The organism is Nocardiopsis sp. NPDC057823 (assembly GCF_042797335.1).
In the GTDB taxonomy this organism is placed as follows: domain Bacteria; phylum Actinomycetota; class Actinomycetes; order Streptosporangiales; family Streptosporangiaceae; genus Nocardiopsis; species Nocardiopsis changdeensis.
Window position 1 is genome coordinate 127,361 of sequence record NZ_JBHVLR010000005.1, and the last position, 23,398, is coordinate 150,758.

At 71.0% G+C, this 23,398-nt stretch carries 25 protein-coding genes and 1 tRNA gene; 11 read left to right on the forward strand and 15 right to left on the reverse strand.

Annotation, left to right across the window (positions count from 1 at the left end; translation table 11 throughout):
* Nucleotides 1–36 precede the first annotated feature (36 nt).
* The 7 genes from ACFVNO_RS11115 to upp form a co-directional block, all read right to left on the reverse strand.
* The gene (locus ACFVNO_RS11115; protein WP_378891583.1) at nt 37–1,095 is read right to left on the reverse strand and encodes an AraC family transcriptional regulator ligand-binding domain-containing protein; all 1,059 of its coding nucleotides are present in this window, start codon (nt 1,093–1,095) and stop codon (nt 37–39) included.
* A 142-nt stretch (nt 1,096–1,237) separates the two neighbouring features.
* Nucleotides 1,238–2,887: a ribosomal protection-like ABC-F family protein gene (gene abc-f, locus ACFVNO_RS11120; protein ID WP_378891586.1), complete on the reverse strand. Its 1,650-nt coding sequence runs from the start codon at nt 2,885–2,887 to the stop codon at nt 1,238–1,240.
* Nucleotides 2,888–3,620: 733 nt separating this feature from the next.
* Nucleotides 3,621–3,851 (reverse strand): hypothetical protein, encoded by a 231-nt coding sequence (locus tag ACFVNO_RS11125; protein ID WP_220563969.1) that lies wholly within the window; start codon nt 3,849–3,851, stop codon nt 3,621–3,623.
* Nucleotides 3,852–4,175: 324 nt separating this feature from the next.
* The gene (locus ACFVNO_RS11130; RefSeq protein ID WP_220563968.1) at nt 4,176–4,685 is read right to left on the reverse strand and encodes a PH domain-containing protein; all 510 of its coding nucleotides are present in this window, start codon (nt 4,683–4,685) and stop codon (nt 4,176–4,178) included.
* Nucleotides 4,686–4,703: 18 nt separating this feature from the next.
* Nucleotides 4,704–4,868: a hypothetical protein gene (locus ACFVNO_RS11135; RefSeq protein ID WP_211715575.1), complete on the reverse strand. Its 165-nt coding sequence runs from the start codon at nt 4,866–4,868 to the stop codon at nt 4,704–4,706.
* A gap of 330 nt (nt 4,869–5,198) precedes the next feature.
* Nucleotides 5,199–5,432, reverse strand: a complete 234-nt coding sequence (locus tag ACFVNO_RS11140; RefSeq protein WP_220563967.1) for a hypothetical protein — start codon at nt 5,430–5,432, stop codon at nt 5,199–5,201.
* Nucleotides 5,433–5,834: 402 nt separating this feature from the next.
* A complete protein-coding gene (gene upp / locus ACFVNO_RS11145) occupies nt 5,835–6,488 on the reverse strand; it encodes a uracil phosphoribosyltransferase (RefSeq protein WP_355260603.1) in 654 nt (217 codons plus the stop codon).
* Between the two features lie 280 nt (nt 6,489–6,768).
* On the opposite strand from upp, the gene ACFVNO_RS11150 reads away from it, so the two are divergent.
* The 4 genes from ACFVNO_RS11150 (at nt 6,769) to ACFVNO_RS11165 (ending at nt 8,385) form a co-directional block, all read left to right on the forward strand.
* Nucleotides 6,769–7,266, forward strand: a complete 498-nt coding sequence (locus tag ACFVNO_RS11150; protein WP_220563965.1) for a tRNA adenosine deaminase-associated protein — start codon at nt 6,769–6,771, stop codon at nt 7,264–7,266.
* A 43-nt stretch (nt 7,267–7,309) separates the two neighbouring features.
* Nucleotides 7,310–7,786 carry a tRNA adenosine deaminase-associated protein gene (locus ACFVNO_RS11155; RefSeq protein WP_355260606.1) on the forward strand — a complete coding sequence of 159 codons (477 nt, stop codon included), beginning with the start codon at nt 7,310–7,312 and terminating at the stop codon, nt 7,784–7,786.
* Nucleotides 7,783–8,256, forward strand: a complete 474-nt coding sequence (locus tag ACFVNO_RS11160) for a nucleoside deaminase (protein ID WP_355260609.1) — start codon at nt 7,783–7,785, stop codon at nt 8,254–8,256. Before ACFVNO_RS11155 ends, ACFVNO_RS11160 begins: the two co-directional genes overlap by 4 nt.
* 41 nt (nt 8,257–8,297) lie before the next feature.
* Nucleotides 8,298–8,385: transfer RNA gene (locus tag ACFVNO_RS11165), tRNA-Ser, on the forward strand.
* Nucleotides 8,386–8,579: 194 nt separating this feature from the next.
* On the opposite strand, the gene ACFVNO_RS11170 is transcribed toward ACFVNO_RS11165, so the two are convergent.
* Both ACFVNO_RS11170 and ACFVNO_RS11175 read right to left on the reverse strand, forming a co-directional pair.
* Complete coding sequence (locus tag ACFVNO_RS11170; protein ID WP_378891594.1) at nt 8,580–9,431, reverse strand: LacI family DNA-binding transcriptional regulator; 852 nt, start codon at nt 9,429–9,431, stop codon at nt 8,580–8,582.
* Nucleotides 9,428–11,893: a glycoside hydrolase family 2 protein gene (locus ACFVNO_RS11175; RefSeq protein ID WP_378891597.1), complete on the reverse strand. Its 2,466-nt coding sequence runs from the start codon at nt 11,891–11,893 to the stop codon at nt 9,428–9,430. The genes ACFVNO_RS11170 and ACFVNO_RS11175 overlap by 4 nt, the downstream gene beginning before the upstream one ends.
* A 120-nt stretch (nt 11,894–12,013) precedes the next feature.
* Here ACFVNO_RS11175 and ACFVNO_RS11180 point away from each other — a divergent pair, with 120 nt between their 5' ends.
* Complete coding sequence (locus tag ACFVNO_RS11180; RefSeq protein ID WP_355260618.1) at nt 12,014–13,210, forward strand: ROK family transcriptional regulator; 1,197 nt, start codon at nt 12,014–12,016, stop codon at nt 13,208–13,210.
* On the opposite strand, the gene ACFVNO_RS11185 is transcribed toward ACFVNO_RS11180, so the two are convergent.
* From ACFVNO_RS11185 to ACFVNO_RS11200, 4 genes are all read right to left on the reverse strand, one after another.
* Complete coding sequence (locus ACFVNO_RS11185) at nt 13,187–13,762, reverse strand: PadR family transcriptional regulator (RefSeq protein ID WP_355260621.1); 576 nt, start codon at nt 13,760–13,762, stop codon at nt 13,187–13,189. The genes ACFVNO_RS11180 and ACFVNO_RS11185 overlap by 24 nt on opposite strands.
* 56 nt (nt 13,763–13,818) lie before the next feature.
* Complete coding sequence (locus ACFVNO_RS11190; RefSeq protein ID WP_378891601.1) at nt 13,819–15,834, reverse strand: FAD-dependent oxidoreductase; 2,016 nt, start codon at nt 15,832–15,834, stop codon at nt 13,819–13,821.
* A 117-nt stretch (nt 15,835–15,951) separates the two neighbouring features.
* The gene (locus ACFVNO_RS11195) at nt 15,952–16,731 is read right to left on the reverse strand and encodes an SGNH/GDSL hydrolase family protein (protein ID WP_220563957.1); all 780 of its coding nucleotides are present in this window, start codon (nt 16,729–16,731) and stop codon (nt 15,952–15,954) included.
* Nucleotides 16,732–16,789: 58 nt separating this feature from the next.
* Nucleotides 16,790–17,428: a maleylpyruvate isomerase family mycothiol-dependent enzyme gene (locus ACFVNO_RS11200; protein WP_355260627.1), complete on the reverse strand. Its 639-nt coding sequence runs from the start codon at nt 17,426–17,428 to the stop codon at nt 16,790–16,792.
* A gap of 85 nt (nt 17,429–17,513) precedes the next feature.
* Here ACFVNO_RS11200 and ACFVNO_RS11205 point away from each other — a divergent pair, with 85 nt between their 5' ends.
* The 3 genes from ACFVNO_RS11205 (at nt 17,514) to ACFVNO_RS11215 (ending at nt 20,591) form a co-directional block, all read left to right on the forward strand.
* Nucleotides 17,514–17,957: a MarR family winged helix-turn-helix transcriptional regulator gene (locus tag ACFVNO_RS11205; protein ID WP_355260630.1), complete on the forward strand. Its 444-nt coding sequence runs from the start codon at nt 17,514–17,516 to the stop codon at nt 17,955–17,957.
* Between the two features lie 94 nt (nt 17,958–18,051).
* The gene (locus ACFVNO_RS11210; RefSeq protein ID WP_378891606.1) at nt 18,052–18,432 is read left to right on the forward strand and encodes a DUF1330 domain-containing protein; all 381 of its coding nucleotides are present in this window, start codon (nt 18,052–18,054) and stop codon (nt 18,430–18,432) included.
* Between the two features lie 1,454 nt (nt 18,433–19,886).
* Nucleotides 19,887–20,591 carry a HEPN domain-containing protein gene (locus ACFVNO_RS11215; protein WP_378892009.1) on the forward strand — a complete coding sequence of 235 codons (705 nt, stop codon included), beginning with the start codon at nt 19,887–19,889 and terminating at the stop codon, nt 20,589–20,591.
* Here ACFVNO_RS11215 and ACFVNO_RS11220 read toward each other — a convergent pair.
* Together ACFVNO_RS11220 and ACFVNO_RS11225 are read right to left on the reverse strand one after the other, a co-directional pair.
* Nucleotides 20,588–21,031, reverse strand: a complete 444-nt coding sequence (locus ACFVNO_RS11220; protein ID WP_378891609.1) for an NUDIX hydrolase — start codon at nt 21,029–21,031, stop codon at nt 20,588–20,590. The genes ACFVNO_RS11215 and ACFVNO_RS11220 overlap by 4 nt on opposite strands.
* The gene (locus ACFVNO_RS11225; protein WP_378891612.1) at nt 21,028–21,798 is read right to left on the reverse strand and encodes a GntR family transcriptional regulator; all 771 of its coding nucleotides are present in this window, start codon (nt 21,796–21,798) and stop codon (nt 21,028–21,030) included. Before ACFVNO_RS11225 ends, ACFVNO_RS11220 begins: the two co-directional genes overlap by 4 nt.
* Before the next feature lie 289 nt (nt 21,799–22,087).
* Here ACFVNO_RS11225 and ACFVNO_RS11230 point away from each other — a divergent pair, with 289 nt between their 5' ends.
* The 3 genes from ACFVNO_RS11230 to ACFVNO_RS11240 all read left to right on the forward strand — a co-directional run bounded on the left by ACFVNO_RS11230 (nt 22,088) and on the right by ACFVNO_RS11240 (nt 23,398).
* Complete coding sequence (locus ACFVNO_RS11230; protein ID WP_378891615.1) at nt 22,088–22,318, forward strand: WhiB family transcriptional regulator; 231 nt, start codon at nt 22,088–22,090, stop codon at nt 22,316–22,318.
* 1 nt (nt 22,319) lies between these two features.
* Nucleotides 22,320–23,066 carry a hypothetical protein gene (locus ACFVNO_RS11235; protein ID WP_378891618.1) on the forward strand — a complete coding sequence of 249 codons (747 nt, stop codon included), beginning with the start codon at nt 22,320–22,322 and terminating at the stop codon, nt 23,064–23,066.
* Between the two features lie 125 nt (nt 23,067–23,191).
* Entirely contained in the window at nt 23,192–23,398 is a 207-nt protein-coding gene (locus ACFVNO_RS11240) for a hypothetical protein (RefSeq protein WP_378891621.1), read from the forward strand.

Genomic DNA, 23,398 nt, shown 5'->3' on the forward strand with positions numbered 1-23,398 from the left:
CGGTGGGCCGGGCCTGTCCCGGCGACACCTCCGAACCTAGGGACGGGCGGCCCCGGTCCCCAGGTCCACACGCGCCGCGTACCGGTCCTGGCGCGCCAGCGCGCGGCGCTCCTGTGCCGGGGTGTGCCCCGACCAGCGGTGGAACGCCTTGCGCAGGGCGCGGTCGTCGGAGAAGCCCAGGCGGGCGGCGACGGCCTCGGCGGTCAGTCCCGAGGACAGCAGCCGCCGGGCCCGCGCGTGGCGGGCGCGGTCGACCTCCGCGCGCCAGGTGGTCCCGTGTTCGCCGAGCCGGCGCTGGAGGGTGCGCGGGCTCGATGCCAGTCGGCCGGCGACGGCGCCCAGGGCGGGCGCCCCGTGGTCGAGTTCGGCGTCCAGGGCGGTGCGGAAGAGGTCCAGCCAGCCCGGGAGGGGGTGGGCGGCGGACAGCAGCATCCCGGCGTGGCCGCGCAGGAGCTCGGCCAGGCGCGGGTCGCCGGAGGGCAGGGGCGCGTGGGCGTCCTCGGCCCGGAACACGAGCTCGTTCACCCCGGCGTCGAACTCCAGGGCGGCGGTGCCGAAGGCGCGGGCGAGGGCGGAGCGGTCGGCGGGGGCCGGGTGGGAGAAGGCCACCCGCCGGGGGGTGAGGTCGGTGCGGGTGGCCTCGCAGGCCCGGCGCAGGTAGTAGGCGAGGACGTACTCGTGGACGGCGGCGGTGGTGCGGGGGTCCCCCTCGCCGGTGTGGTAGCGCACCGAGAGGTCGTCGCCCCGGGTGTGCACGGCGAGCTCCTTCTCGGAGGCGGTGACGACCTGGTGGTAGGGGGCGCTGTGGGTGAGGGCGTCGGTGAGGGTGGTGCCGTTGACGATCAGGTAGTCCCAGGCGGGGAGGGCGCCCAGGGCCGCGGTGTCGGCGACGTGGGTTCCGGCCCGGCCGGGCGGGAGGGCGTGGGCGAGGTGCTCCCACAGGCGGATCAGGGAGGGCAGGGGGGCGCGGGCGGCCTCGTCGGCGGTGGCGGCGGGCCCGGTCTCGGCGCGGACGAGGTGCTCGGGGACGCCCGCGGTGCGCGCGGCCTCGCCGAGCAGGAGGAGCAGGGGGATGGAAACGGTCCCGTCGAGCATGGGGCCAGCTTATGCTTGGGGTGTCCGGGCTTTTCGGACACCGTGTCGGGGGTGTGCCGGTGTCCGACACACCCCCCTGTTTCGGTCAGTGGATTTAGCCATTTATGGTCAAGCCAATTTGTCGACAAAGCGACTTCGCCGATCACGGGGTGTCAGCGGTGATCATCCCCTCCCGCATCTCCAGTCTCCGCCCCCGGAACCCCGCGCGCATGGTGCGGTCGTGGGTGACGATCACCAGGGCACCGGTGTAGCGCTCCAGCGCCGCCTCCAGTTCCTCCACGAGACCGGGGGAGAGGTGGTTGGTCGGCTCGTCCAGGAGCAGCAGGTCGTAGACCCCCGAGGTCAATCCGGCCACTTCGATCCGGCGGCGCTGGCCGACCGAAAGTGACTCCACGGGCTGGTCCATCTCCCGCGCCCGGAACAGCCCCAGCGAGGCCAGCTCGTCCCGGTACTCCTCGGCCGGCCCCGGCCGCCCGGCCGCGTAGGCCTGGAGCACGGTCCGGCCCGGGACGACCGCCCCGTCCTCCTGGCGGAGGTGGCCGACCCGCCCGTGCCGCAGCACCTCGCCGGCGTCGGGCGCCAGCTCCCCGGCGATGACCCGCAGCAGCGTGCTCTTGCCCGCCCCGTTGGGACCGGTGACCATGATCCGCTCGCCCGGGGCGACGGTCAGCGCCGGAACGTCGAGCCGGTGCCCCACGCGCACCCCCGCCAGCTCCACCGGCGGCACGGGGCCGCCGTCGGCGGCGGTGAACGACGCGGTCATCTCCAGGGGGACCGGCGGCGGCGCGACAGGGTTATCGACCAGCCGCTCCGCCCGCTCCTTGGCCTGCCGGATCCGGCTCATCGCGCCGTGGGCGCGCGAGCGCATCCGGAAGTTCCCGTGCCCGAAGGCCGCCTTGTCCACCATGCGCGGGATGGCCTGGAGCGCGGCGACGTTGTTCTCGGCCAGCCGACGCTGCCGGGCCAGCTCCTCCTTCCACTCCTCGTACTCGCGGATCCACCGGGCCCGGGCCGCGGCACGGGCGCGCAGGAACCCGTCGTATCCGTTGCCGTACCGGTAGACCCGGTGCAGCTCGTGGTCCACCTCCAGGACGGTGTCGGTGATCCGGGCCAGGAAGGCCCGGTCGTGGGTGACGGCGACGACGGTGCCCCGGTGGGTGCGCAGCCGCTGCTCCAGCCAGGCGGCCGCGCTGTCGTCGAGGTCGTTGGTGGGCTCGTCGAGCAGCAGCAGTTCGGGGTCGGCGGCCAGCACCGCGGCCAGGGCCAGCCGCGAGCGCTCCCCGCCGGAGAGCGTGCGCAGCGGGCGGTCGCGGTCCAGGCCGGGCAGGCCCAGGCCGTGCAGCCCGGCGTCGACCCGGGCGTCGGCCTCGTAGCCGCCCCGCGCCTCGAACTCGGACAGCAGGTCGCCGTAGGCGGCCAGCTCCGCGGGCCCGGCGGTGCCGAGCGACGCCTCGGACCGGTGCAGGCGGGCCTCCATCTCCCGCAGGTCGGCCAGGGCGTGGTCGACCGCGTCGCCGACGGTGCCGGTCATGACGCCGACCCGTTCCAGGGTCTGGGGCAGGTATCCGACGCCTCCGGGGGCGGCGACGAGGACCTCGCCGTTGTCGGGCGCCTCCTCCCCGGCCAGCAGCCGGAGCAGGGTGCTCTTGCCGGATCCGTTGTCACCGATGACGCCGACCCGTTCGCCGGGGGCGATGGTCAGGTCCACTCCGTCCAGGACGGTGTGGTCGCCGTAGTGCTTGGCGACCCCGGTGAGGGTGATCTGGGAGCGGATGCGTGTCGCGGCGCGCATGTGCGTTCCTCCTCGGGTGGTCTCGGCGGCGGACAGGGCGGGGTGTGGCGGGGCGGTGCGCAAGGATGCGTCTCCTCGGGTGGTCTCGGTGTCGGGGAGTGCGGGGCGGGACGGTGCGGTGCGCATGTGCGCGCCTCCTCGTGCGGTCTCGGCGGCGGGGGCTGCGGGTCGGACTCGTGGGGTGCGCAGGGGTGTGCCTCTCTGCTGCGGTGGGGCCGGTGGAGCGGGCCGCGGGCCGTCGGAGGGCGTTCCGCCGTGCGGGCACCCGGAGGGCGGACGCGCGCGGGGCGCGGGCTCGGGGTGCGGGAACGACGAGGAGGCCGTACCGGATCGACCGCGGGGCGGTGGCGCCGGTGGAGCCGCGCGGGCCCGCCGGGGTGCGGCGGGTGCGCGTCGTGCTCTGACACGGGCGTCGGACGCGGGATCACAGGAAGGATTACAGCCTCATGTACAAGACGGTACGTCTCGTTTCGTTGAGAGTCAAGGCGGAACCTTGTGAGACGCGAATCACTCTCAGTGGGCGTCTTTGGGGATGTCTGAAACAGCGATATTGCTTCAAGCCGATAAGTCGACAAGGCGAGGGGCCGCCGGGGCCGGCCCGGCCCCGGGAACGGCGAAGGGCCGCCCCGCTGTGCGGGACGGCCCTTCGGACTCGCTCTCTCGCGTCCGGTGCGAACACCGGTCGCCCCCTGTCCGGCGCTGCCGGAAGGGGGCGGGCGTCGTTGATGCCCTGCTACAGCCAGCGGGCCTCGGGACGGGTGCGGCCGGTCTCGTCGGCGACCAGCACCCAGTGCATGATCGGGTGCCCGGAGCTGATGGCGTCGGCGTCCTCGCGCGGCCGGGGAACGCTCACGGCGTCCGGCGCGAGGCCGGACATGCGGAGGGTCTCTTCGGCGGAACGCGTGCGTCGACGGGCGTCGACGGAGCGAGTCGGGTGCGGTGCACGGTCTGTCCTGCGCGCCATGGTGCCCTCCTCGTTTCCGTATCAGATGACCCTAGTTAACCCTATGTTCACCTTTGGGTCAATTCATTTTCCGTAGGGGCTCCGTCACAGGGGATTCTCCCGCCGTCATCGTGTATCGAAACGCCTGGTGGCGGGCGTTCTTCGCGAAGGGGCCCGAGGGGGCGCGGGAGGGCTGCGCGCCAAGGTGAACGAAAGGTGAACGAGAGGGGAACCGGGCAACCCCGCGGGGGTCCCGCGGGGCGGGGCCGGAGCGGCCGGGGACGCGGGGGAAAAGCAAGAAGCACCCGTCCTGTGGACGGGTGCCCTGTCGGACTGCGCGCCGGGCTACTCCTTGAAGATGAGCCCCACGACCTCCAGGTACAGCTGCTCCGGGTACGGGATGAAGTCGATCCTGCTCAGGGCCTGGTCCTGACCGGCGGACTCCATCACGAAGGTCCCGTATCCGAGGAACCGGCCCAGCAGGCTGCGCTCGAACCTCATGTCGGTGACCTTGCCCAGCGGCATCATGTTGACCTGCCGGGTGATCAGCCCCGTCGTCAGCAGCAGGCGCGCGGAGGTGATGACGAAGTAGTCGACCGACCACTCCGCGACCTGCCACACGAACCACACCAACACCAGCAGCCACAGCCACCAGATGATGGCCAGGGCGGCCGGGGTGTCCGCGATCTGCGTGTTGCTGAGGATCCCGGCCACGATCAGAGCACCCAGGACCGCGCCCACCGGTCCGATCAGGACCGCGGGATGCCTCCGGATGGTGACCACGTCCTGCTCGTGCGGGAGCAGGTAGCGGTTGACCGACGCCGGGGCGCTGTTACTCGACGCTACGAGGCGCATGGCACCCGACCATCCCCACTACGGCAGCAGTGCGTTGACGAAGCGCGACATCGACTCGGCGCCGCCCATCAGTCCCCCGAGTGCGCTCTGGATCACGCCCGCCGCGCTTTCGGGCTGCGTGAGCAGATAAAACGCCACGAAAAAGATGAGAGCGTAGCCGCCCCATTTCTTCAACTTCGCCACGACCGACTCCCCTTGGAATCCACCTGACCCACCGACCCAGCAGCGATTGTCGCATTGGGGGTCCTGCCCGTAAAGCCTGGGGCGCACCCTCGGCGTGGCGGTATGTCGGACCTTCCTTGCTTGCGGGCTGTGTCCGGTTCCGGTGCGGTTGTGCACCAGGTGACACGGGGGCCGAAAATCGGCCGCCTACCGGTGCAGGTCAGGAGGTTTGGGTTGGCATTTCTGGCGAAGCCGGACGGGATGGTCAGGTCCGAAACCCCGCGTGAGTGTCGGCCGGCCCGAAAACCGGTCTCCGTGCAGCGCGGATTTCTCCGAAGGAGGGGAGGGGCGTCAGCGCTGTTCCGCGAACGCCAGGGCGAGCACCTGGAGGTGCTGCCGGGCGATCCGCTCGACGAGGTCCGGAGTGGCGCTGCCGGTGACCTCTTCGGCCCCGTGCCGGGCCGCGTCCACGCACCGGGTCACGGTGGACTCGTGGTGCACGCCGGAGAACTCCGACGAGAGGAGGTCCACCACGGAGGCGAAGCGCTGGTCGGTGGTCGTGGGGGCGGAGGTGGTCTCGGGCATCTCTCTCCTTGAGGGCTCGGGAGACGGATGGCTCAGCGTGCGCGCACGGGGGCGTTGCGTAGTCGCCCGGGGGTCACCTGAAGGCCGCGCCCGAGGGGGCGAGGCGTTCGGTTTCGGGTGGACTACGTCCTGGGGTGGTTTCGGGCCGTGGGGGTTCCTGGTTACGGGCGACCAAGAACCATGATCACTGCTGTCGGTTACGTTCCCGTCTCAAAATGAATTCGGATAATGCGGTTCGGTGTGTCGCCCTTGGGTGCGGCCCGCCCTGCGGCCTCACGGCCTGGGGCGATGGCGGGTCGTAGCAGCACTGTGCCCCGTTTTCGGCCATTCATTCATCCGGATCTGAAAACAGCCGAAAAAGCGCCCGACCGGAGGACCGGACGGGCGCTCGGGGCGGGGGAGTCAGGCGCAGCCGTACAGCCGGTCGCCCGCGTCGCCCAGCCCCGGAAGGATGAAGCCGTTCTCGTTGAGCCGCTCGTCCACCGCCGCCGTCACCACGCGCAGCGTCGCGCCGTGGTCCGCCGCCAGGGTTTCGGTCAGCTTCCGCTCCACCGCGACCAGGCCCTCGGGTGCGGCCAGCAGGCAGATCGCCGTGATGTGGTCGGCGCCCCGGTCCACCAGCAGCTTGAGCGCGGCGGCCAGGGTGCCGCCGGTGGCCAGCATCGGGTCGAGCACATAGCACTGGCGGCCCGACAGGTCCTGCGGCAGCCGGTCGGCGTACGTCGCGGGCTGCAGGGTCTCCTCGTCGCGGGCCATCCCCAGGAACCCGACCTCGGCGGTGGGCAGCAGGCGCGTCATCCCGTCGAGCATGCCCAGCCCGGCGCGCAGGATCGGCACCACCAGCGGGGTGGGCCGGCTCAGCTGCGCCCCCGTGGTCTCCACCAGGGGCGTCTCGATGGTGACCTCCGTCACGCGGACGTCCCGGGTCGCCTCGTAGGCGAGCAGGGTCACCAGCTCGTCGGTCAGGCGCCGGAAGGTCGGGGAGTCGGTCCGCACATCGCGCAGGGTGGTCAGTTTGTGCGCGACCAAGGGGTGGTCGACGACCAGGGTTTCCAAGGTGGTCTCCGGGTGAGCTGGGATGACGGGACGGTGGCCGGGGAGCTGAGCCAGGCAGAGTCTAACCGTGCGCACCCACCCGGAAGGGTGCGCGAACAGGCCCGCCGGGCCCCCGCGGAAGCCCCCGATGGGACCGCGCCCCCCGAAGTCGTGAGAGCGTTGTCGGACTGAAGCGGACAAGGGCCACAGCGGGCGCGGAGTGATCGTTACCATGTCACTCGCACGGGCGATCCGGGGTTCCTTCGTCCGGACTGATGGCACCGGCCGGGTTGGGGTGACGATGACAGTGCTCGATCATGATGACGACTCGGGCGACTTCGCGGCCGTGGCGTTCCGGGAGGAGGAGTACTGGGAGGTCGACCTCCTGCCGGTCGCCCTGGTGCACGACCTCAAGGGACTGATCCACGCCCTGCGCCAGCAACCCAGTATCAGCGGGACCATCGGTCTGGTCTCGGTGGGCGACGACTTCTTCATCCTCGTGCGCGTGTACGGCGGGGAGGTGTCCCTGTTCCTGTCCGACGTGACCGCGTCCGTCGACTGGCAGGTGGCGCGGGACGTCCTCGACCACCTGGACATCGACCAGCCCGACGACGATGATCTCGATCAGGTCCTGCCCGCGGGGGACCTGTCGATCGTCGCGGACCTGGGTCTGGACGAGATGGAGCTGGGCGCGCTGGCCGGCGATCTCGACCTGTACCCGGACGAGGTGCTGGCCAGCATCTCCGAACGCCTCGGATTCGCGCAGGCCTTCCAGCGTGTCCTCGACGCGATGGGGTAAGGGACCCCACGAAGTACAGCCCGGAGAGCTAGGAGAGCACGCGGTGTCGACCTTCGCAGCCGTCTTCGCACCCGACGGCGGGACATGGCGGGGAACCGAGCTCGAACTCGGCGAGGTGGACGTCGTCGACGACGTCACCGAACTGACGCTCGACTTCGCCGCGGACACGGGTGCCCCGTCCGCCGTCCTCCTCGTGGAGGTCGACGACGAGTGGTTCGCCATCGTGCGCGCGTACGAGGACGGGGAGCCCCGGGTGTACCTGTCCGACGCCCGTGCCGTGGAGGAGTACCCGCTGGCCGAGGTGCTGGCCGAGGCCGGCACGCTGGTGGGCGCGGGCGCCCCCGACACCTCCCGGGGCGCGGCCCCGGGGGGCGACGCCGGGCTGCTGGAGGACTTCGGGGTCCCGGCCGACGAGCTGCGCTCGCTGTCCGTCGGCAGCGGCGTCCTGCCCAGCGACGTCCTGGCGGTCGTGGCCGACCGCGCCGGGTTCGGCGAACTCCTGGACGGCATGCGCCTGTGAACACGGCCCTGGACGCCGCGCTGCGCGCGGCCCTGGCCGAGGCCGAACTGGCCCTGGCCACGGGGGACGTCCCGGTGGGCGCGGTGGTGCTCGACCCCGACGGCGAGGTGATCGGCCGCGGGCACAACGAGCGCGAGGCCACCGGGGACCCGACCGGGCACGCCGAGATCCTGGCCCTGCGCGCCGCCGCCCGGCACCGCGGCGAGTGGCGGCTGTCCGGCTGCACGCTGGCGGTCACCCTGGAACCCTGCGTCATGTGCGCGGGCGCCACGGTGCTGTCCCGGGTGGACCGGCTGGTGTACGGCGCCCGCGACCCCAAGGCGGGCGCCGCGGGATCGCTGTGGGACCTGGTCCGCGACCCGCGCCTGAACCACCGGCCCGAGGTGATCCCGTCCGACCTGGTGGGCGAGGACGTCGCCGCCGCCTGCTCCGACCTGCTCACCCGGTTCTTCGCGCGGCGCCGGGGGTAACCGGTTTTCCGCACCCTCTCCGATCCGGTAGAGTTACCTGCGGTGGAGTCGCCTAGTGGCCGATGGCGCCCGCCTCGAAAGCGGGTAAGGGGCAACCCTTCGAGGGTTCAAATCCCTCCTCCACCGCCACCAGCCGCCCCCGGCACCGCCGGGGGCGGTTCTTTTGTGCCCGGACCGCGTGCCCGGTGCGGGAGCCGGGCCGGGGGCGCGGCCGGGGGTCGACAGGGCGGTATGGCGGTGAAGGGGCATGTCGGGATGTCGACGTGTCGACGGGTCCGCAGGGGGATCCGTCGACAGGACCGCTCGTCGACACGTCGACACCCCTACTCCGGGGCGGGGCCCGTGCTGCCGCGGGCGGTGAAGCGGGCGGCGGGCGACCAGCGTTCGGGGACGGGCAGGCCCCGGGCCGCCTCCAGGGCGGCCTCGGCGACCAGGGTTCCGTACCGGTGCACGTCGACGGTCATCGCGCTCAGCTCGGGGGAGACCAGGCGGCAGCGGGTGGAGTCGTCCCAGGCGACCAGGCTCAGCCGGGAGGGGACGTCCACGCCCAGAGAGCGGGCCGCTTCCAGGCCGCCGACCGCCATCACGTCGTTGTCGTACAGGATCGCGGTGGGCGGCCGCTCGGCCGACAGCAGCTCCGCGGTGAGCCGCGCGCCCGCCTCGTGCGAGTAGTCGCCCTCGGCGGTCACCGGCGCGGGCAGGCCCGCTTCGGCGCAGACCGCGGTGAGGGCGTCCGTGCGGGCGCGGGTGTGCAGCAGCCGTGCCGGGCCGCCGACCCGGGCGATGCGGCGGTGCCCGAGCCCGTGCAGCCGCTCCACCGCCTCCCGTACGGGGGAGGCGTGGTCGGAGAGGACCCCGGGCAGGCCCGCGCCCTCGGGCGCGCCGGCCACCACGAACGGCAGCCCCAGCCCGCGCAGCAGTTCCGGGCGCGGGTCGTCGACCGTGGGGTTGACCACCGCGACGGCGTCCACCACCCCCCGCTCGGCCCAGCGGCGGTGGGCGGCGGCCTCCTCCTCGGCGGTGGACACCAGGTGCAGCATCACCCACATGTCGTGGGCGGCCAGCCGCTCCTCGATGCCGCCGATGAACTCCATGAAGAACGGCTCGGCGCTCAGCAGACGGCGCGGCCGGGCCAGGACCAGCCCGACCGCGCCTGCGCGCTCCGGCGCGCTCATCGCTTCCCGCGGGGGTGCAGGGAGGCCGCGCTGCGCAGCACCGGCTCCCGGGTGAACTCCGCCGGGTCGACCTCGGCCGCGGTGCGCACCAGGAAGGTATGCGACTCGCCCGGCAGCAGGTCGACGAGCATGTCGTCCACCTCGGCGTCGGGGGCGACCCGGTCGGCGAGCACGGACACGCCGCGGGCCAGCGACGCGGCGCTCACCCGGACCCGGTACCCGCCGGGGGCGGGCTCGGCCTCGGCGGTGAGGGCGTCGGGGTCGTAGGCCAGGTGGACGTCCTCGCGGAAGGGGTGCACCAGGCGGGTGTCGCCGGCGGTGGCCACCAGCACCTCCCGGGTGTCGTCGGCGGTCGCCAGCAGCGACCGGGGCGGTTCGTACTCGGCCGTGGACCGCGGCGGCACGGCCAGCGCGGTCTCGGTGCCGTCCAGTATCCCGCCCCCGAAGTGCCGGCGCTCCACCCGCAGCAGCGCCTCCCACGGCTCGTCGGTGTCGTTGACGGCGATGAGGACGAGCCGCCCGTCGCGGGGCTGGAGGGTGAGCAGGCGCGGGGCGTGGGCGGCGCGCAGCGCGTACCAGAGGGGCTTGCGCCTCCCCTGCCCGTCCACGGCCGCCCACGAGGTGACCGGCCAGCAGTCGTTGAGCTGCCAGACCAGGGACCCGGCGGTCCGCGGCCACCAGGACCGGTAGTGCTCCACCCCGAGCGCCACGGCGCGGGCCTGGTTGAGCTGGGTGGCCCAGTGCCAGTCGGCGAAGGTGGTGGGCGTGGGCAGGTGCAGGGTCAGGCCGCGGGCGAGCTTGCCGTTGCCGTCCTCGGCCTTCTGGTGGAGGAGGAAGACGGGGGACTCGGGCGTGAGCGGCTCGTCGTGGATCCACTCGGTGAGGGTGGACCAGGTGGGCGGCCCCTGGAACCCGAACTCGGAGCAGAACCGGGGCACGATGTCCCGGTAGGCGCGGTGGTCGGTGCGGTTCCACACGTCCCACTCGTGGCGGGTGCCGTGCGCCTCGGCGTTGGGGTGGGACTCCTCGGGGGTGAGGCCGGGGGAGTAGGGGCTGCCGTCGGAGTAGAACCGGGTGGGGTCGAGTTCGGCGACGATGCGGGGGAACAGCTCGGTGTAGTACCGGTGGCCCCAGGTGAGGTCGCCCAACTGCTCCTTCCAGCCCCAGTCCTCGTGGCCCCACAGGTTCTCGTTGCCGCCGTTCCACAGGGCGAGGGAGGGGTGGGAGGCCAGGCGGGCGACGTTCTCCCGGGCCTCGGCCTCGAACTCGCCCCACAGCGGTTCCTCTTCGGGGTAGGCCGCGCAGGCCAGCAGGAAGTCCTGCCAGACGAGGACGCCGCGCTCGTCGCAGACGTCGTAGAAGTCCTCGGTCTCGTAGATGCCGCCGCCCCAGACGCGCAGCATGTTCATGTGCGCGTCGACGGCCTGGCCGACGCGCTGTTCGAGCCGCTCGCGGGTGATCCGGGTGAGGAAGTGGTCGTCGGGGATCCAGTTGGCGCCCTTGGCGAAGATCGGGCGGCCGTTGACGGTCACGGTGAAGGGGGTGCCGTGGGCGTCGGGCTCGGTGTCCACGGTGACGGTGCGGAAGCCGATGCGGCGGTGCGCGGTGTCCGGCTCCGCCCCGTCCCGGCCCAGCGTGACGTCGAGGTCGTACAGCGGCTGGTCGCCGTAGCCGACGGGCCACCACAGGTCGGCGTCCGGCACCTCGACGGTGACGGTCCCCGACGCCGCGTCGGCGGCCAGGGCGGCGGTGGCGGTGCGCCCCGCGACCGTGGCGGTGAGGACGAGGGGGGTGTCCTCCCCGGCGCGTTCGATGTCGGCGTGGACCTCGACCCGGCCGGTGCCGTCGGGGTCGACGGTCACCAGGGGGCGGACGCCGGCCAGGCGGGCGGTGGTCCAGCGCTCCAGGCGGACCGGCTTCCAGATGCCCGCGGTCTGGAGGTCGGGCCCCCAGTCCCAGCCGAAGGAGCAGGCCATCTTGCGGACCATGTTGTAGGGGTGCGCGTTGACGTGGGGGCGGGCGCCCAGGCGTTCGCGCTGCTCCTCGGCGTAGGCCAGCGCGGAGCGCAGGTCGACGGTCAGCTCGTTGGACCCGGCGCGCAGGGCGGCGCGGGCGTCGAAGCGGTGGGAGCGGTGCATGTTGGCGGAGGTGCCGAGCACGTGCCCGTTGAGGGTGACGGTGGCGATGGTGTCCAGGCCGTCGAAGACGAGGTCGACGCGCTCACCGTCGGCGGGGGCGTCGGCGTCGAAGGTGAGGGTGTAGCGCCAGTCGGTGCGGTGCGCCCAGGCGAGCTCCGCCTCGGCCGCGTCCAGGTAGGGGTCGGGGATGAGGCCGGCGGCCAGCAGGTCGAGGTGGGTGCTCCCGGGCACCGCCGCGGGGATCTCCCGGCCGGCGATGTTCTCGGGGACGGGGCCGGCGGTGGCGGTCAGGCGCCATCCGTCGTGGAGGGTGTGGCTGGGCATCGTGCTCCTCGGATGCGGGCTGTGGTGCGAGGATTCTTTCTTCAATGAACTAAGTAAGTCAAGGGAGGGGTGGCGGCTACCCTGGGGCGCACCGAACACGCGGTACAGCCGGAGGTTCCCTTGGGACGGGCCATTCCCCACACGTCGAGCCGGGCCACGGTCCTCGACGTCATCCGGGCGGCCGGGACCATCAGCCGGTCCGGGCTGGCGGGCGCCACCGGGCTGACCCCGGCCACGGTCTCCACCGTTGTGCGCGGGCTGCTCGCCGACGGCCTGGTGACCGAGGTCGGCCGGGCCGAGTCCACCGGCGGCAAGCCCCGGGTGCTGCTGCGCCTGGCCCCCGCCTCCCGGTTCGCCGTCGGCGTGCACCTGGACGCGGGCGGCACCACCTACGCGCTCACCGACCTGACCGGCGCCGTCGTCTCCCGGATGTCCCACCCCGGGCCCCGGGACGCCGACCCCGGGGGAGAGCCCGAGAGCACGGCCCGCCGGGTGGACGCCCTGGTCGAGGGGGCCGGAGTGGACCGCGCGCGGCTGCTGGGCATCGGCCTGGTGTCCGCCTCCGGCGGCGCGGACGGGGGCCGGGAGCTGGAGCGGGCCTCCGGCCTGCCGGTGGTCACCGGCGACGACGCGACCGCGGCCGCCCTGGGCGAGTACTGGTCGGGCTCGGCCGGGCGCTCCTCGGTCCTGGTGGCGGTGCACACCGGTGCGTCCCTGGGGGCGGGGGTGCTGGTCGACGGCGTCCCCTACCGCGGCGCGCACGGCCGCGCGGGCGGGCTGGGGCACGTGTGCGTGGACATCGGGGGGCCGCCCTGCGCCTGCGGGGCCCGGGGCTGCCTGGAGGCGGTGGCGGGCCCCGCCGCCGTGGTCGCGGCCGCCCGTGACGCGGGGGTCGCCGGGGTACCCGGAGCGGACGGCGCCGCGGCCTCGGTGACCGCGGGGTTCGCGGCGGTGGTCCGGGCCTCCCGGGGCGGGGACGCGGCGGCGCGGGCCCTGCTGGAGCGGTCCGCCCGGTACACGGCGGTGGCGGTGCGCACCCTCGTCGGCGTGCTGGACCCGGACCTGGTGGTGCTCACCGGAACGGGGCAGGCGGTCGCGGGCGCGACCTACCTCCCGGCGGTGCGGCGGGAGCTGGAGGGCGCGTTCGCGGGCCGGCCGGGGGACCCGGTGCGGGTGCGGCTGTCGGAGTTCGCCGACACCGCCCCGGCGATCGGCGCGGCGGCGATGGTGCTCGGCTCGGCGCTGACCCCGCTGCGCACACCCGGGCTGCGGCTGCCCGAGGACCTGTCGGAGTCAGGCCCCGTTCCGGTCGGCTGAGGCCGCGGCGGCCGCGGGTGCGGTCGCGGAGAGCTCCTCCACGGCGCGGCTGAGCCAGGAGACCCAGCCGGTCTCCATGTCGATACCGCCGCGCAGCACCAGCAGCTGGATGCGCTCCTGTTCGGTGCGCGGGCCGTTCGGGTAGTCCCGGCGCTCGAACCGCCGGTACTCCTCCAGCCGGGCGCGGTGCAGGTCGCGGTGGCGGACCAGCTCGGGGAGCAGGTCGCCCACGCCCACCACCCCGGCGGCGCGCAGGCGCAGCGGCAGCGGGTCCCGGGACACCTTGGGGTCCTCCCGGCGGTCCACCCAGGCGCGCAGTTCCTCGCGGCCCTCGGGCAGGACCTCGTACTCCTTCTTCTGCCCCCGCGTGGGGACCGGCGAGGGCAGCGCGCGGATCAGCCCGGCCTGTTCGAGTTTGCCCAGCTCCCGGTAGATCTGCTGGTGGGTCGCCGACCAGAAGTACCCGATCGACCTGTCGAACCGCCGGGTCAGCTCGGACCCGGAGGAGGGCTTCTCCAGCAGGGCGGTCAGGATGGCGTGGGGCAGGGACATGTGCGCATTCTAGGTTCGGCCGGCGGGCGCGCTTCCGCGCCCGCCGTACGGGGCGGTCAGAGCGCCGCGGCCAGGCGTGTGCCCTGGTCGATGGCGCGCTTGGCGTCGAGTTCGGCGGCCACGTCGGCGCCGCCGATGAGGTGCGGGGTCACCCCGCGCCCGGCCAGCGCGTCGGCCAGGTCGCGGCGCGGGTCCTGGCCGGCGCACACCACGACGGTGTCCACCTCCAGCAGCCGGGGCTCGCCGCCGACCACGATGTGCAGGCCCTCGTCGTCGATCCGGGTGTACTCGACCCCGGCGAGCATCTCCACGCCACGGTGGCGCATCTCCAGGCGGTGGATCCACCCGGTGGTCTTGCCGAGCCCCGCGCCGACCTTGCTGGTCTTTCGCTGGAGCAGGTGGACGCGGCGCGGCGGGGCGGGGCGCTCGGGGGCGCGCAGGCCGCCGGGGGTGGTGTGGCCGGTGTCCACGCCCCACTGGCGGAAGAACTCGTCCGGGTCCAGGGAGGCACGCCCGCCGCCGTCCGTGAGGAACTCGGCGACGTCGAACCCGATGCCGCCCGCGCCGATGACGGCGACGCGCTCGCCCACCGGGGCGTTCTCGCGCAGCACGTCGACGTAGCCGACCACCTTGGGGTGGTCGATCCCGGGGATCTCCGGGGTGCGCGGGCTGACGCCGGTCGCCAGCACGACCTCGTCGTACCCGGCCAGGTCGTCGGCGCCCACCTCGGTCTTGAGGCGCACGTCCACACCGTGCTTGTCGAGCTGGACCCGGAAGTAGCGCAGGGTCTCGTCGAACTCCTCCTTGCCGGGCACCCGGCGGGCCATGTTCAGCTGCCCGCCGATCTCGTCGGCGGCGTCGAACAGGGTGACCTCGTGGCCGCGTTCGGCGGCCGACACCGAGAACGCCAGCCCGGCGGGGCCCGCGCCGACGACGGCGACCCGCTTGCGCAGGCGGGTGGGGGAGAGCACCAGCTCGGTCTCGTTGCAGGCGCGCGGGTTGACCAGGCAGGAGGTGATCTTGAGGCTGAAGGTGTGGTCCAGGCAGGCCTGGTTGCAGCCGATGCAGGTGTTGATCTCCTCGGAGCGCCCGGCGGCGGCCTTGGCCACGAACTCGGGGTCGGCGAGGAAGGGGCGGGCCATGGCGACCATGTCGGCCCGGCCGCTCGCGATGATCTCCTCGGCCACCTCGGGGGTGTTGATGCGGTTGACCGCCACCAGGGGGACGGACACCTCGCCCATGAGCTTCTCGGTGACCCAGCCGTAGGCGCCGCGCGGCACGGAGGTGGCGATGGTGGGGATGCGCGCCTCGTGCCAGCCGATGCCGGTGTTGATGATGGTGGCCCCGGCCGCCTCGACGGCCTTGGCGAGCCGGACGACCTCGTCGAACGTGGAGCCGTCGGGCACCAGGTCCAGCATGGACAGGCGGTAGACGATGATGAAGTCGGTGCCGACGCGCTCGCGGACCCGGCGCACGATCTCGACGGGGAAGCGCATGCGGTTCTCGTAGGAGCCGCCCCACTCGTCGTCGCGCCTGTTGGTGGCCGCGACGATGAACTGGTTGATGAGGTAGCCCTCGGAGCCCATGATCTCGACGCCGTCGTACCCGGCCTCGCGGGCCAGGGCGGCGGCGTTCGCGAAGTCCTCGATGGTCTGCTCGACCTCGTCTGCGGTGAGCTCGTGCGGGGTGAAGGGGTTGATGGGGGCCTGGATCGCGCTGGGGGCGACGAGGTCCGCGTTGAACGAGTAGCGCCCGGTGTGCAGGATCTGCATGGCGATGCGGCCGCCCTCGCGGTGCACGGCCCCGGTGATGATCCGGTGCTGCTCGACCTCGTCGCCATCGGTGAGCTTGGCGGCGCCCTTGAAGGTGGCTCCGCGGTCGTTGGGACCGATGCCGCCGGTGATGATGAGGCCGACCCCGCCGCGGGCGCGCTCGGCGTAGAAGGCGGCCATCCGCTCGAAGCCGCCGGGGTGCTCCTCCAGCCCCAGGTGCATCGAGCCCATGATGACCCGGTTGGGCAGGGTGGTGAAGCCCAGGTCCAGGGGGGCCAGCAGGTGGGGGTACTCGGTCATCGTGTCTCCTCCGCGCGGGGTGCCTCGCGGACCGTTGTCCGGGCGGCCCGCACCCTCATTATGCAACAAGTTGCAAAATGGGTCGCGGGCCGCCCCCGGAGGCGGGGGCGGCCCGGGTCAGGCGGCCTCGACGAGGGTCGGCACCGGGCGCTTGGCGGTGCGGCCGTCACCGGAGGAGCGCCCGCGCAGCCGCCGCATCACCCACGGACCCAGGAAGGTGCCCAGCCAGCGGACCTCGTCGGCCACCGTCAGCAGCGCGCCCGGCCGGGGCATCGCGGGCAGCGGCTCCGCCCACGAACCGTCCGCCCCGGGCAGCTCCAGCGCCGAGGCCAGCGCCCCGGCGATCCTGGCGTGCCCCAGCGGGGTGCAGTGCAGCCGGTCGGTCGCCCACAGCCGGCGGTCGGTGGAGATCTCGTACCGCGCGACATCGGCCACCACCACGCCGTGGCGCGCGGCCGCCGCGCGGATCCGCTCGTTGAAGTCCAGCACCCGCGGCACCAGGGGGCGCACCAGCGGGGCCACCTTGGCGATGTCGGGGAAGGTCAGCGTGGCCACCCGGGCGCCCGCCCCGGTCAGGGCGGCGAACATCGCCTCCAGGTCGCCGACGACCGCGTCGGCGTCGTACCCGGAGCGGATCACGTCGTTGACGCCGGCGAACACCGTGGCCACGGTCGGCTCCAGGGCCAGCGCGGGCTCCAGCTGCTCGGCCCGCACCTGTGCGGACAGCCGGCCGCGGATCGCGAGGTTCGCGTACTCCACCCGCGCCCCGGTCGCCGCCATCTTCTCGGCCAGCCTGTCCGCCCAGCCGCGCACCCCGGTGACGTCGTCCCCGTCCCCGACGCCCTCGGTGTGGCTGTCCCCGAGCGCGACGTAGCGCACCCCGTCCCCAGGACCCATTCCGGACTCCTCGTCTCGTGGCCTGGGGGCATCCTATTCCACAAAGTGATTAGTCGACTTATGTACCGGTCACTCGGACGAGCGCCGGAAGACCGGGTCCCGACAGCCGCTCCAGCATCGCCGTCCGCCCGGTGAGCAGCAGCAGGAACGCCAGGATCGGACCCTCCACCCGCTCGCCCGCGCCGACCGCCCAGTCGGTGTCGGTCGCCACCAGGCGCAGGCCGGCCAGCCTCTTCGCGGCATGGAACGGCCACCCCATCGACCACACCCGGTCCGCCCCGGCCCGGACCGCGTCCACGGGGGCCGGGTGGTCGATGCCCAGCGGCACCGCGATGTCCTGGGCGTGCACCAGGGTGTCGAACAGGATGTTCTCGTAGTTGGTCAGCGCCACGAGGTCCCGCGACGACGCGTACTCGCGCAACTCGCCCACCAGGTCGACACCGGGTTCGCTGGCGTGCCTGATCGACACGTCGCGGATCATCCGGTCGTACGAGCCGCCCGCCCGCACGAATTCCTTGAACACCGTGGACAGGGAGGTGAGTTGCGGAGTGAAGGCCACGTGGCCCGCCACATCGCGCACCCGCCACCGCGTGCACAGGGAGGGCGCCTCCCACTGCCCTTCGGTGAGCCCCTCCAGGAGATCGGCGAGTGCGAGCCGCTCCCGCTCGATGACCCGCCAACTGTCGTCCCGGTCCATCGCGGCCTCCCGGTGGCGCGATATCGGTAAGCTTCTCTGACCAATAAGATCAGAAAAACTGACGGTATTCCAGGGGGTGGCGCGAATGGGCGCCGAAGAATCCGAGCTCAACACGGGTCTGCTGCTCTTCATCCCCTACCGGGAGATGGAACGCCGCGTCTTCGCCGAGCTCGCCGCCCTGGGCTACGACGACATCACCCACGCCCAGGGGCGGGTGTTCCAGCGCGTGGCCCCGGGCGGCAGCCGCCTCACCGACCTCGCCGAGCAGGCCCGCATCACCAAGCAGAGCGCGGGCTTCCTCGTCGACCGCCTCGAAGAGGCCGGCTACGTCGAGCGCGTCCCCGATCCCACCGACGCCCGCGCCCGCCTCATCCGCGCCGCCCCCCGAGGCGAACGCGTCATCGCCGCGGCCTCCGGGATCGTCGCCCGTGTCGAGGCCGAGTGGACCGCCCACCTGGGCGCCCGCGACATGGCGGCCCTCCGCCGCATCCTCACCCGCCTGCGCGCCGTCACCGACCCCTACGCCTGACCGGGGCGGTCCGCGGCGGCATACCGACTGGTCGGTTACCATGGCGGCCGTGGCGCGGCCGCGCCATCCACCCCCCACGGGCAAGGAGTTCCCGATGGCCGTCGACCCCTCCGGAACCGATCTCGAGACCCTGCTGGACGAGGACCCCGGCGGTCCCGTCGTCATGCTGAACCTGCTGCGCTTCGCCCCGGGCGGGCGTGCCTCCTACCAGGAGTACTCGCGGCTCGCGTCCCGCTTCCTGGCCGAATACGGCGGTGAACTCCTCTACGCCGGGGACGGGGCGACGCCCCTGGTGGCCGAGGAGGGGCAGGCGTGGGACGCGGTGCTGCTGGTGCGCTATCCCAGCAGGGAGGCGTTCGGCCGCATGATCGCCGACCCCGGTTACCGAGAGATCACCGCCCTGCGCTCACGCGCCCTGGCGGAGGCGGTCCTCCAGCCCACGACCCCCTGGGACGGCGGGCGCCGGGCGCACTGACCGGGGAGGCCCGCGTCGGCGACCGCCGTACCCCCGGGCCGCCGCGGTCCGAGGCGCGGCCGTCCCGACAACCGGCTCTCCGCGCTCGACCGGGACTGCCTCCGCCGCGACCCGCCAGACGACGAGGGCGGCCCGAGGGCCCCGGCCTCCTCGACGCGGGGTACCACTTCCACGAAGGGGACCGCCAACGACGAAGGCCCCGACCGGTGTCCGGTCGGGGCCTTCCGTTCGCCCTGGTGGGCGGTGGCGGAGGATAGGGGATTCGAACCCCTGAGAGGTTGCCCTCAACACGCTTTCCAATCCCGCGTAGGGGCGTTCGCCGCTGGCCAGCAGCGTCTTGACCAGCGCTCCCCGCCCCCGGATGGACAGCTCCGAACGGCCCCGGACGGCAGTGAATGAGACTAAAACTGAGACTATGAGACGGCCCTCAGAACGCCCGTGAGAAGCCGTCGCGCGCCCACGATGGATCACCTTCGGGTGTCCGCGTTCGGTCCACAGCCGCCGTCTGAGAGGGCCGGTTTCCGACCATGCACGTGCATCGCGTGGCACCGCCCCATGGGGAGCCCTCAGAACCCCGCCGCAGAACCTGCACAACCTACAGAACCCCTGTCACGGCAGGTCAACGCCATGGACGCCAGATCCGCACTACCTCGCAGAACCTCCGCAGAACCGCAGAACCCTCCGCGCAGGGGGTTCCGCAGTTCTGCGGAGGTTTCGCGGCGTTCTGCGGTTCCGTGGCGTGTCGCTCTGACCTGCGTCAACGCCAGTTCTGTAGGTTCTGCAGGTTCTGCGGCGCTTCCAGCACAGAGGCTGCCGTCGAGCTCTTGGCAACGTGGCTCGACTTCGGTTCTGGCACCCTAGATCTTGGGGTGCCGAGGAGGGCATGGTTGCTCATGTTGTGTCGAGCATGGTGGTGTGGCCGAAGTAGCTGATAACATCCCCACAAGCTGAAAACCCCAGCACGGGTTGACCGTCTGGGGACGATGCCAGTGCTGGGGTTCTGTTCTCTTGGTGGAGACCTTGACCCTACACGACGAGCTTTCAAGGCAAGTTGAGGGCCCCGTCAATGGCTGGTGTCCAGCTTGGAACGGGGGTGAAGTCTCCTATGGCCAAGGGGAAGCCGTCTAACGCGGGCAAGGGCTCGGGTAAGGCTCGTAGCGCCATCACTGGCCGCTACGTCAGTAAGGCGACCGCTGTTCGTCACCCGAAGACGACTGTGGTCGAGAAGCCGACGAAGAAGAAGTAGCAATGCGCTACTGAAGGCCGGGGGTGGCTTGTCACTACTCCGGCCTTTGCCATGTCCGCGTCCGTCAAATCCAGTTTGGCTTTTCCGCTTGGGCTCGTCAATATTTTTGCCAGTATTTTGACTCTACTGTGTCGCACTGTGGACAGAATTGTCCGACAATATCCTTTGAGGAATACTATCCCTACCGTAGGGGTCATTGGTGTCATCCATGATTGTCAATTCTGCTTATGAAGAGTTTAAGCGCGCTATCGTGCATTGTGACAACATGATGGAAATCCACGATGCCCTGGGGAAAGGGCGAGGAAGGCGCCATCGAGAGGCTGCATTAACTAGGGGTTCGGTCGTTCTCGCTGTCGCTGCGTGGCAGGCATTTGTCGAAGATCTGGCTAGAGCCTTATGGAATCACCAGGTCGAGCAATTGAAGAGTAATACGGGGGGAGTCTACGATGTTGCGTCAAGCCGTTGGACTTCCGATTTTAATAAAAAGGTTGGTGATTTCAGCACCCCTAGTCCGGATAACTGTAGGAACTTGCTAAAGTACGCTAATTTTGATCCATGGAAATTTTGGACCTGGGAACACCGGGGTTCCTTTGGGCGGCCAGGGGTGACTGTAAAACCGCACCATGTTGCGGAGGTCATGAGGCAGTGGCTGGATGTGAGGCATAAAGTGGCGCATGGGAATAAGGAGTTCGATGAGTGCGTAGTAATTGGCTCATTCAGAGTTGAAGACTTGGGGAAGATTCCGAAGAATCCTGAAATAAGAAAGCTCGATGCGAGGAGTTGTACATCATTCTTCAAGTCTGTCGCTTTTGTCTCGGCTGATGGTGCCAGTAAGAGTATCGATTTCGAATTTGACTATGAGGTTCCTGATTTGATTCTAGGTATGCATCCAAGGTGGCTTGAGGGCAATTAGTCGCTATTCAATATGATTGCTGAACCATCGTGTGCTCGGGTGAAAGGGCCGCCGGTAGCCAGGGCGTCAGAGATTCGTATTCCCCTCGCCTCTGGGCAGAGCGCGATGGCTTCGTCGAATGGTAGCCAGATGGCAACGGTCGATTCATCGCTTGTCCGTAGTTCACCGCCTACGGGCTGGCATAGGAAGGCTAGAGAGACCACGCCAAGCTTCATGTTCTTGTAGACGCCTGTTAGGCGGATCGGTTTGGCCTCGATCCCAGTTTCTTCCCGGACTTCCCGAATCACACACTGTTCAAGGGTCTCGTCCAGCTCCATTACGCCACCGGGCGGTACCCAACGGCCGTCGTCGGTCCGTTTGATTACGAGGACCTTGCCGTCCTCGGGTCGGACCACCACGCCTGTCACACTCACGCTGTGTCGGGGCGTTTCGCTGTTCATGACTTCACGTCCTGTTCCCATGCATAGGTGAGCTTCCACTGGAGGGCCGCCAAGACGTTCAGGCAGGTCTCTACTGGCCGGTCATCCTTGTCGAAGGCAGTGCGGAGGATGGCGAACACTGGTTGTCCGGGTGTGATGTTCAGGAAGTCCGCCTCTTCCTGTTTGGCTCCGCGGACTTCGATGTCCTCGGTGAAGCGCACCGGGCCGAACCCTCGCTCCGCGATCCGGGCGTACATGCCGCTGGGTCCGGTGTCCGGCATGGCGATGTCGACGCTGCCGGCCACGCTCATCGGGATGTAGGAGGAGGCGATCTGTACCGGCTTGTCCTCCGCATACATGTGACGCTTGCGCAGCAGTGCCTGCTCGGATTCATCCAGTCGGAGGACCTGGGCGATGTCGGCGGGCGCCTCGACCGCATCGCATACGACCAGCTCCGTACGGGAGGTACGCCCGGCCTTGTTCAGCTCCTCTGCGAAGCTGCTGCCGGTGGGGCGGGTCCTGTAGTCCCTGTCGATGCGCCGAACCCGCTTGACCGTGGGCACCTCCAGGACGACGGAGCCCTTGCCGTGCTCGGTGCGGATCAACCCTTCGGCACGGAGCATGGCCATGGCGCGACTGATCGAACTCTGGTTCAGGTCGTACTCGCGCGCTAGCTCCGGCTGGCTGGGGAGCGTCGAGCCCGCCGCGTAGTCACCGCGCTTGATGGCATCGCGCAGCAGCTCAGCCACCTGCTTGTACCGGGCCTTCGGTGCTTCGAGGCTGCTCATTAGGCCTCCGTCTTCTGACATAAGTGTGGTCTCCCCACCGTAGTCGGTTCTCCATCGCCGCCACCTGCGTGGCCGCGACACCCCCTCGAAGCAACTTATTGCATATGTCTTGACGCTTATGGCATAAGTGCGTACCGTCGGAGACACAGCAGCCCGACGCCCTGCTTCGTAGCCGCTAGCAGGAGCGGGCTTCACACCAACCACCACGAGAGGAGGCCCGATGAACCGCTTGCAGAACCAGAGCACGGAGCGTCTGCGTGCCGCTTTGGCAGAGCACACGCTTCCTTGCATGTCCCAGCCGGAGCTGTTCTTCGAGCCCGACAGCAGTGACCTGTTCGGGGAGAAGCCTGCGGCCAAGGAGCTACGCGAACGGTCCGCCAGGACCCTGTGCGAGCGCTGCCCCGCCCGGGAGATGTGCCTGGAGCTGGCGCTGCGGGAGTCGCCCGCCGCCGGGGTCTGGGCCGGATACACCGCTGACGAACTGACCGACATAGGTGACTACCTGCGAGAGGCCGCCTGACATGACCAAGCTGACGATGCGCACTCCCACCACCGCGCCGATCACCGTCGCCCTGACCGCTCCCGGCGTGCAGTTGACCGTGGAAGCCGTCCCCGGACTGACCGAAGCCACCTTGGAACTGAGCGGCCCTGACGAGACCGTTCGGCAGGCCACCGCCACCAGCGTTGAGAGCGCGTGGGTGATCAACGTGCCCGCCCCGGCCCCGACCGTGATCAACGGACGCGGCGCCACCGTCATCAGCGGAGACGTCTTCGGCAGCGTTGTCATGAGTGGCGGCACGACCTTCATCAACGGCGCGACGGTCACCAACGGCACCGTCAGGGACGTGACCGAACCGGTTACCGGCCTGCTGCGAGTTCCCGCGGGCTCGCTGCTCGGGACCCGTATCGACAACGGCTCAGTGGACACCCGCGGGGCGCTGGCTGGTGTGCACCACCAGGGCCGCAACTCCGGTCTGAGTGTGGACATGGTCGGTGACCTGGTCTCCGACGGCACGAACGGCTCTGTCTCCGTCGGTCGCGCTCACGGCGAGATCGACGTGAGCACCACGAACGGCTCCGTCTCCATCGGGCGCTCCGGGCCGCTCACCAAGGTCCGATCCACCAACGGCAACGTGCTGGTGCACGCGGGTTGCCCCGGACGCATCAGCGCTCGCACGACCAACGGCAACGTCTCCGTGCACAAGGCCGGACACCGGGTCGACGCGACCACCAGCACCACCAACGGACGCGACCGCGTCTACGCCTGACGCCCTGTTCGTAGCCCCTGCTTCATAGCCGCCAGCAGGGGCCACGGACCACCGCATGACGCGGCCCCACCGCTCAACCGCCAAGCCAACCGGTGGGGCCGCTACTCCCAGAAAGGAGCGCTTCCATGATCGCAGGTCCGACCGTCGCTGCCCTCGCGCTGACCGTCCTGGTGCTGCTCGCTGTCTCCGGCACCACCACCCAACTGGCCAAGGTCCGAAAGAAGATCCGCGCCCGCCGCCGCTCGGTAGCCCGCCGACTGCGCGCCGCTGTGGGACCTAAGACCGTCTCCCGCACCCGTCGCCGGACGCCCCACCGGCTCAGGAAGGGCTGA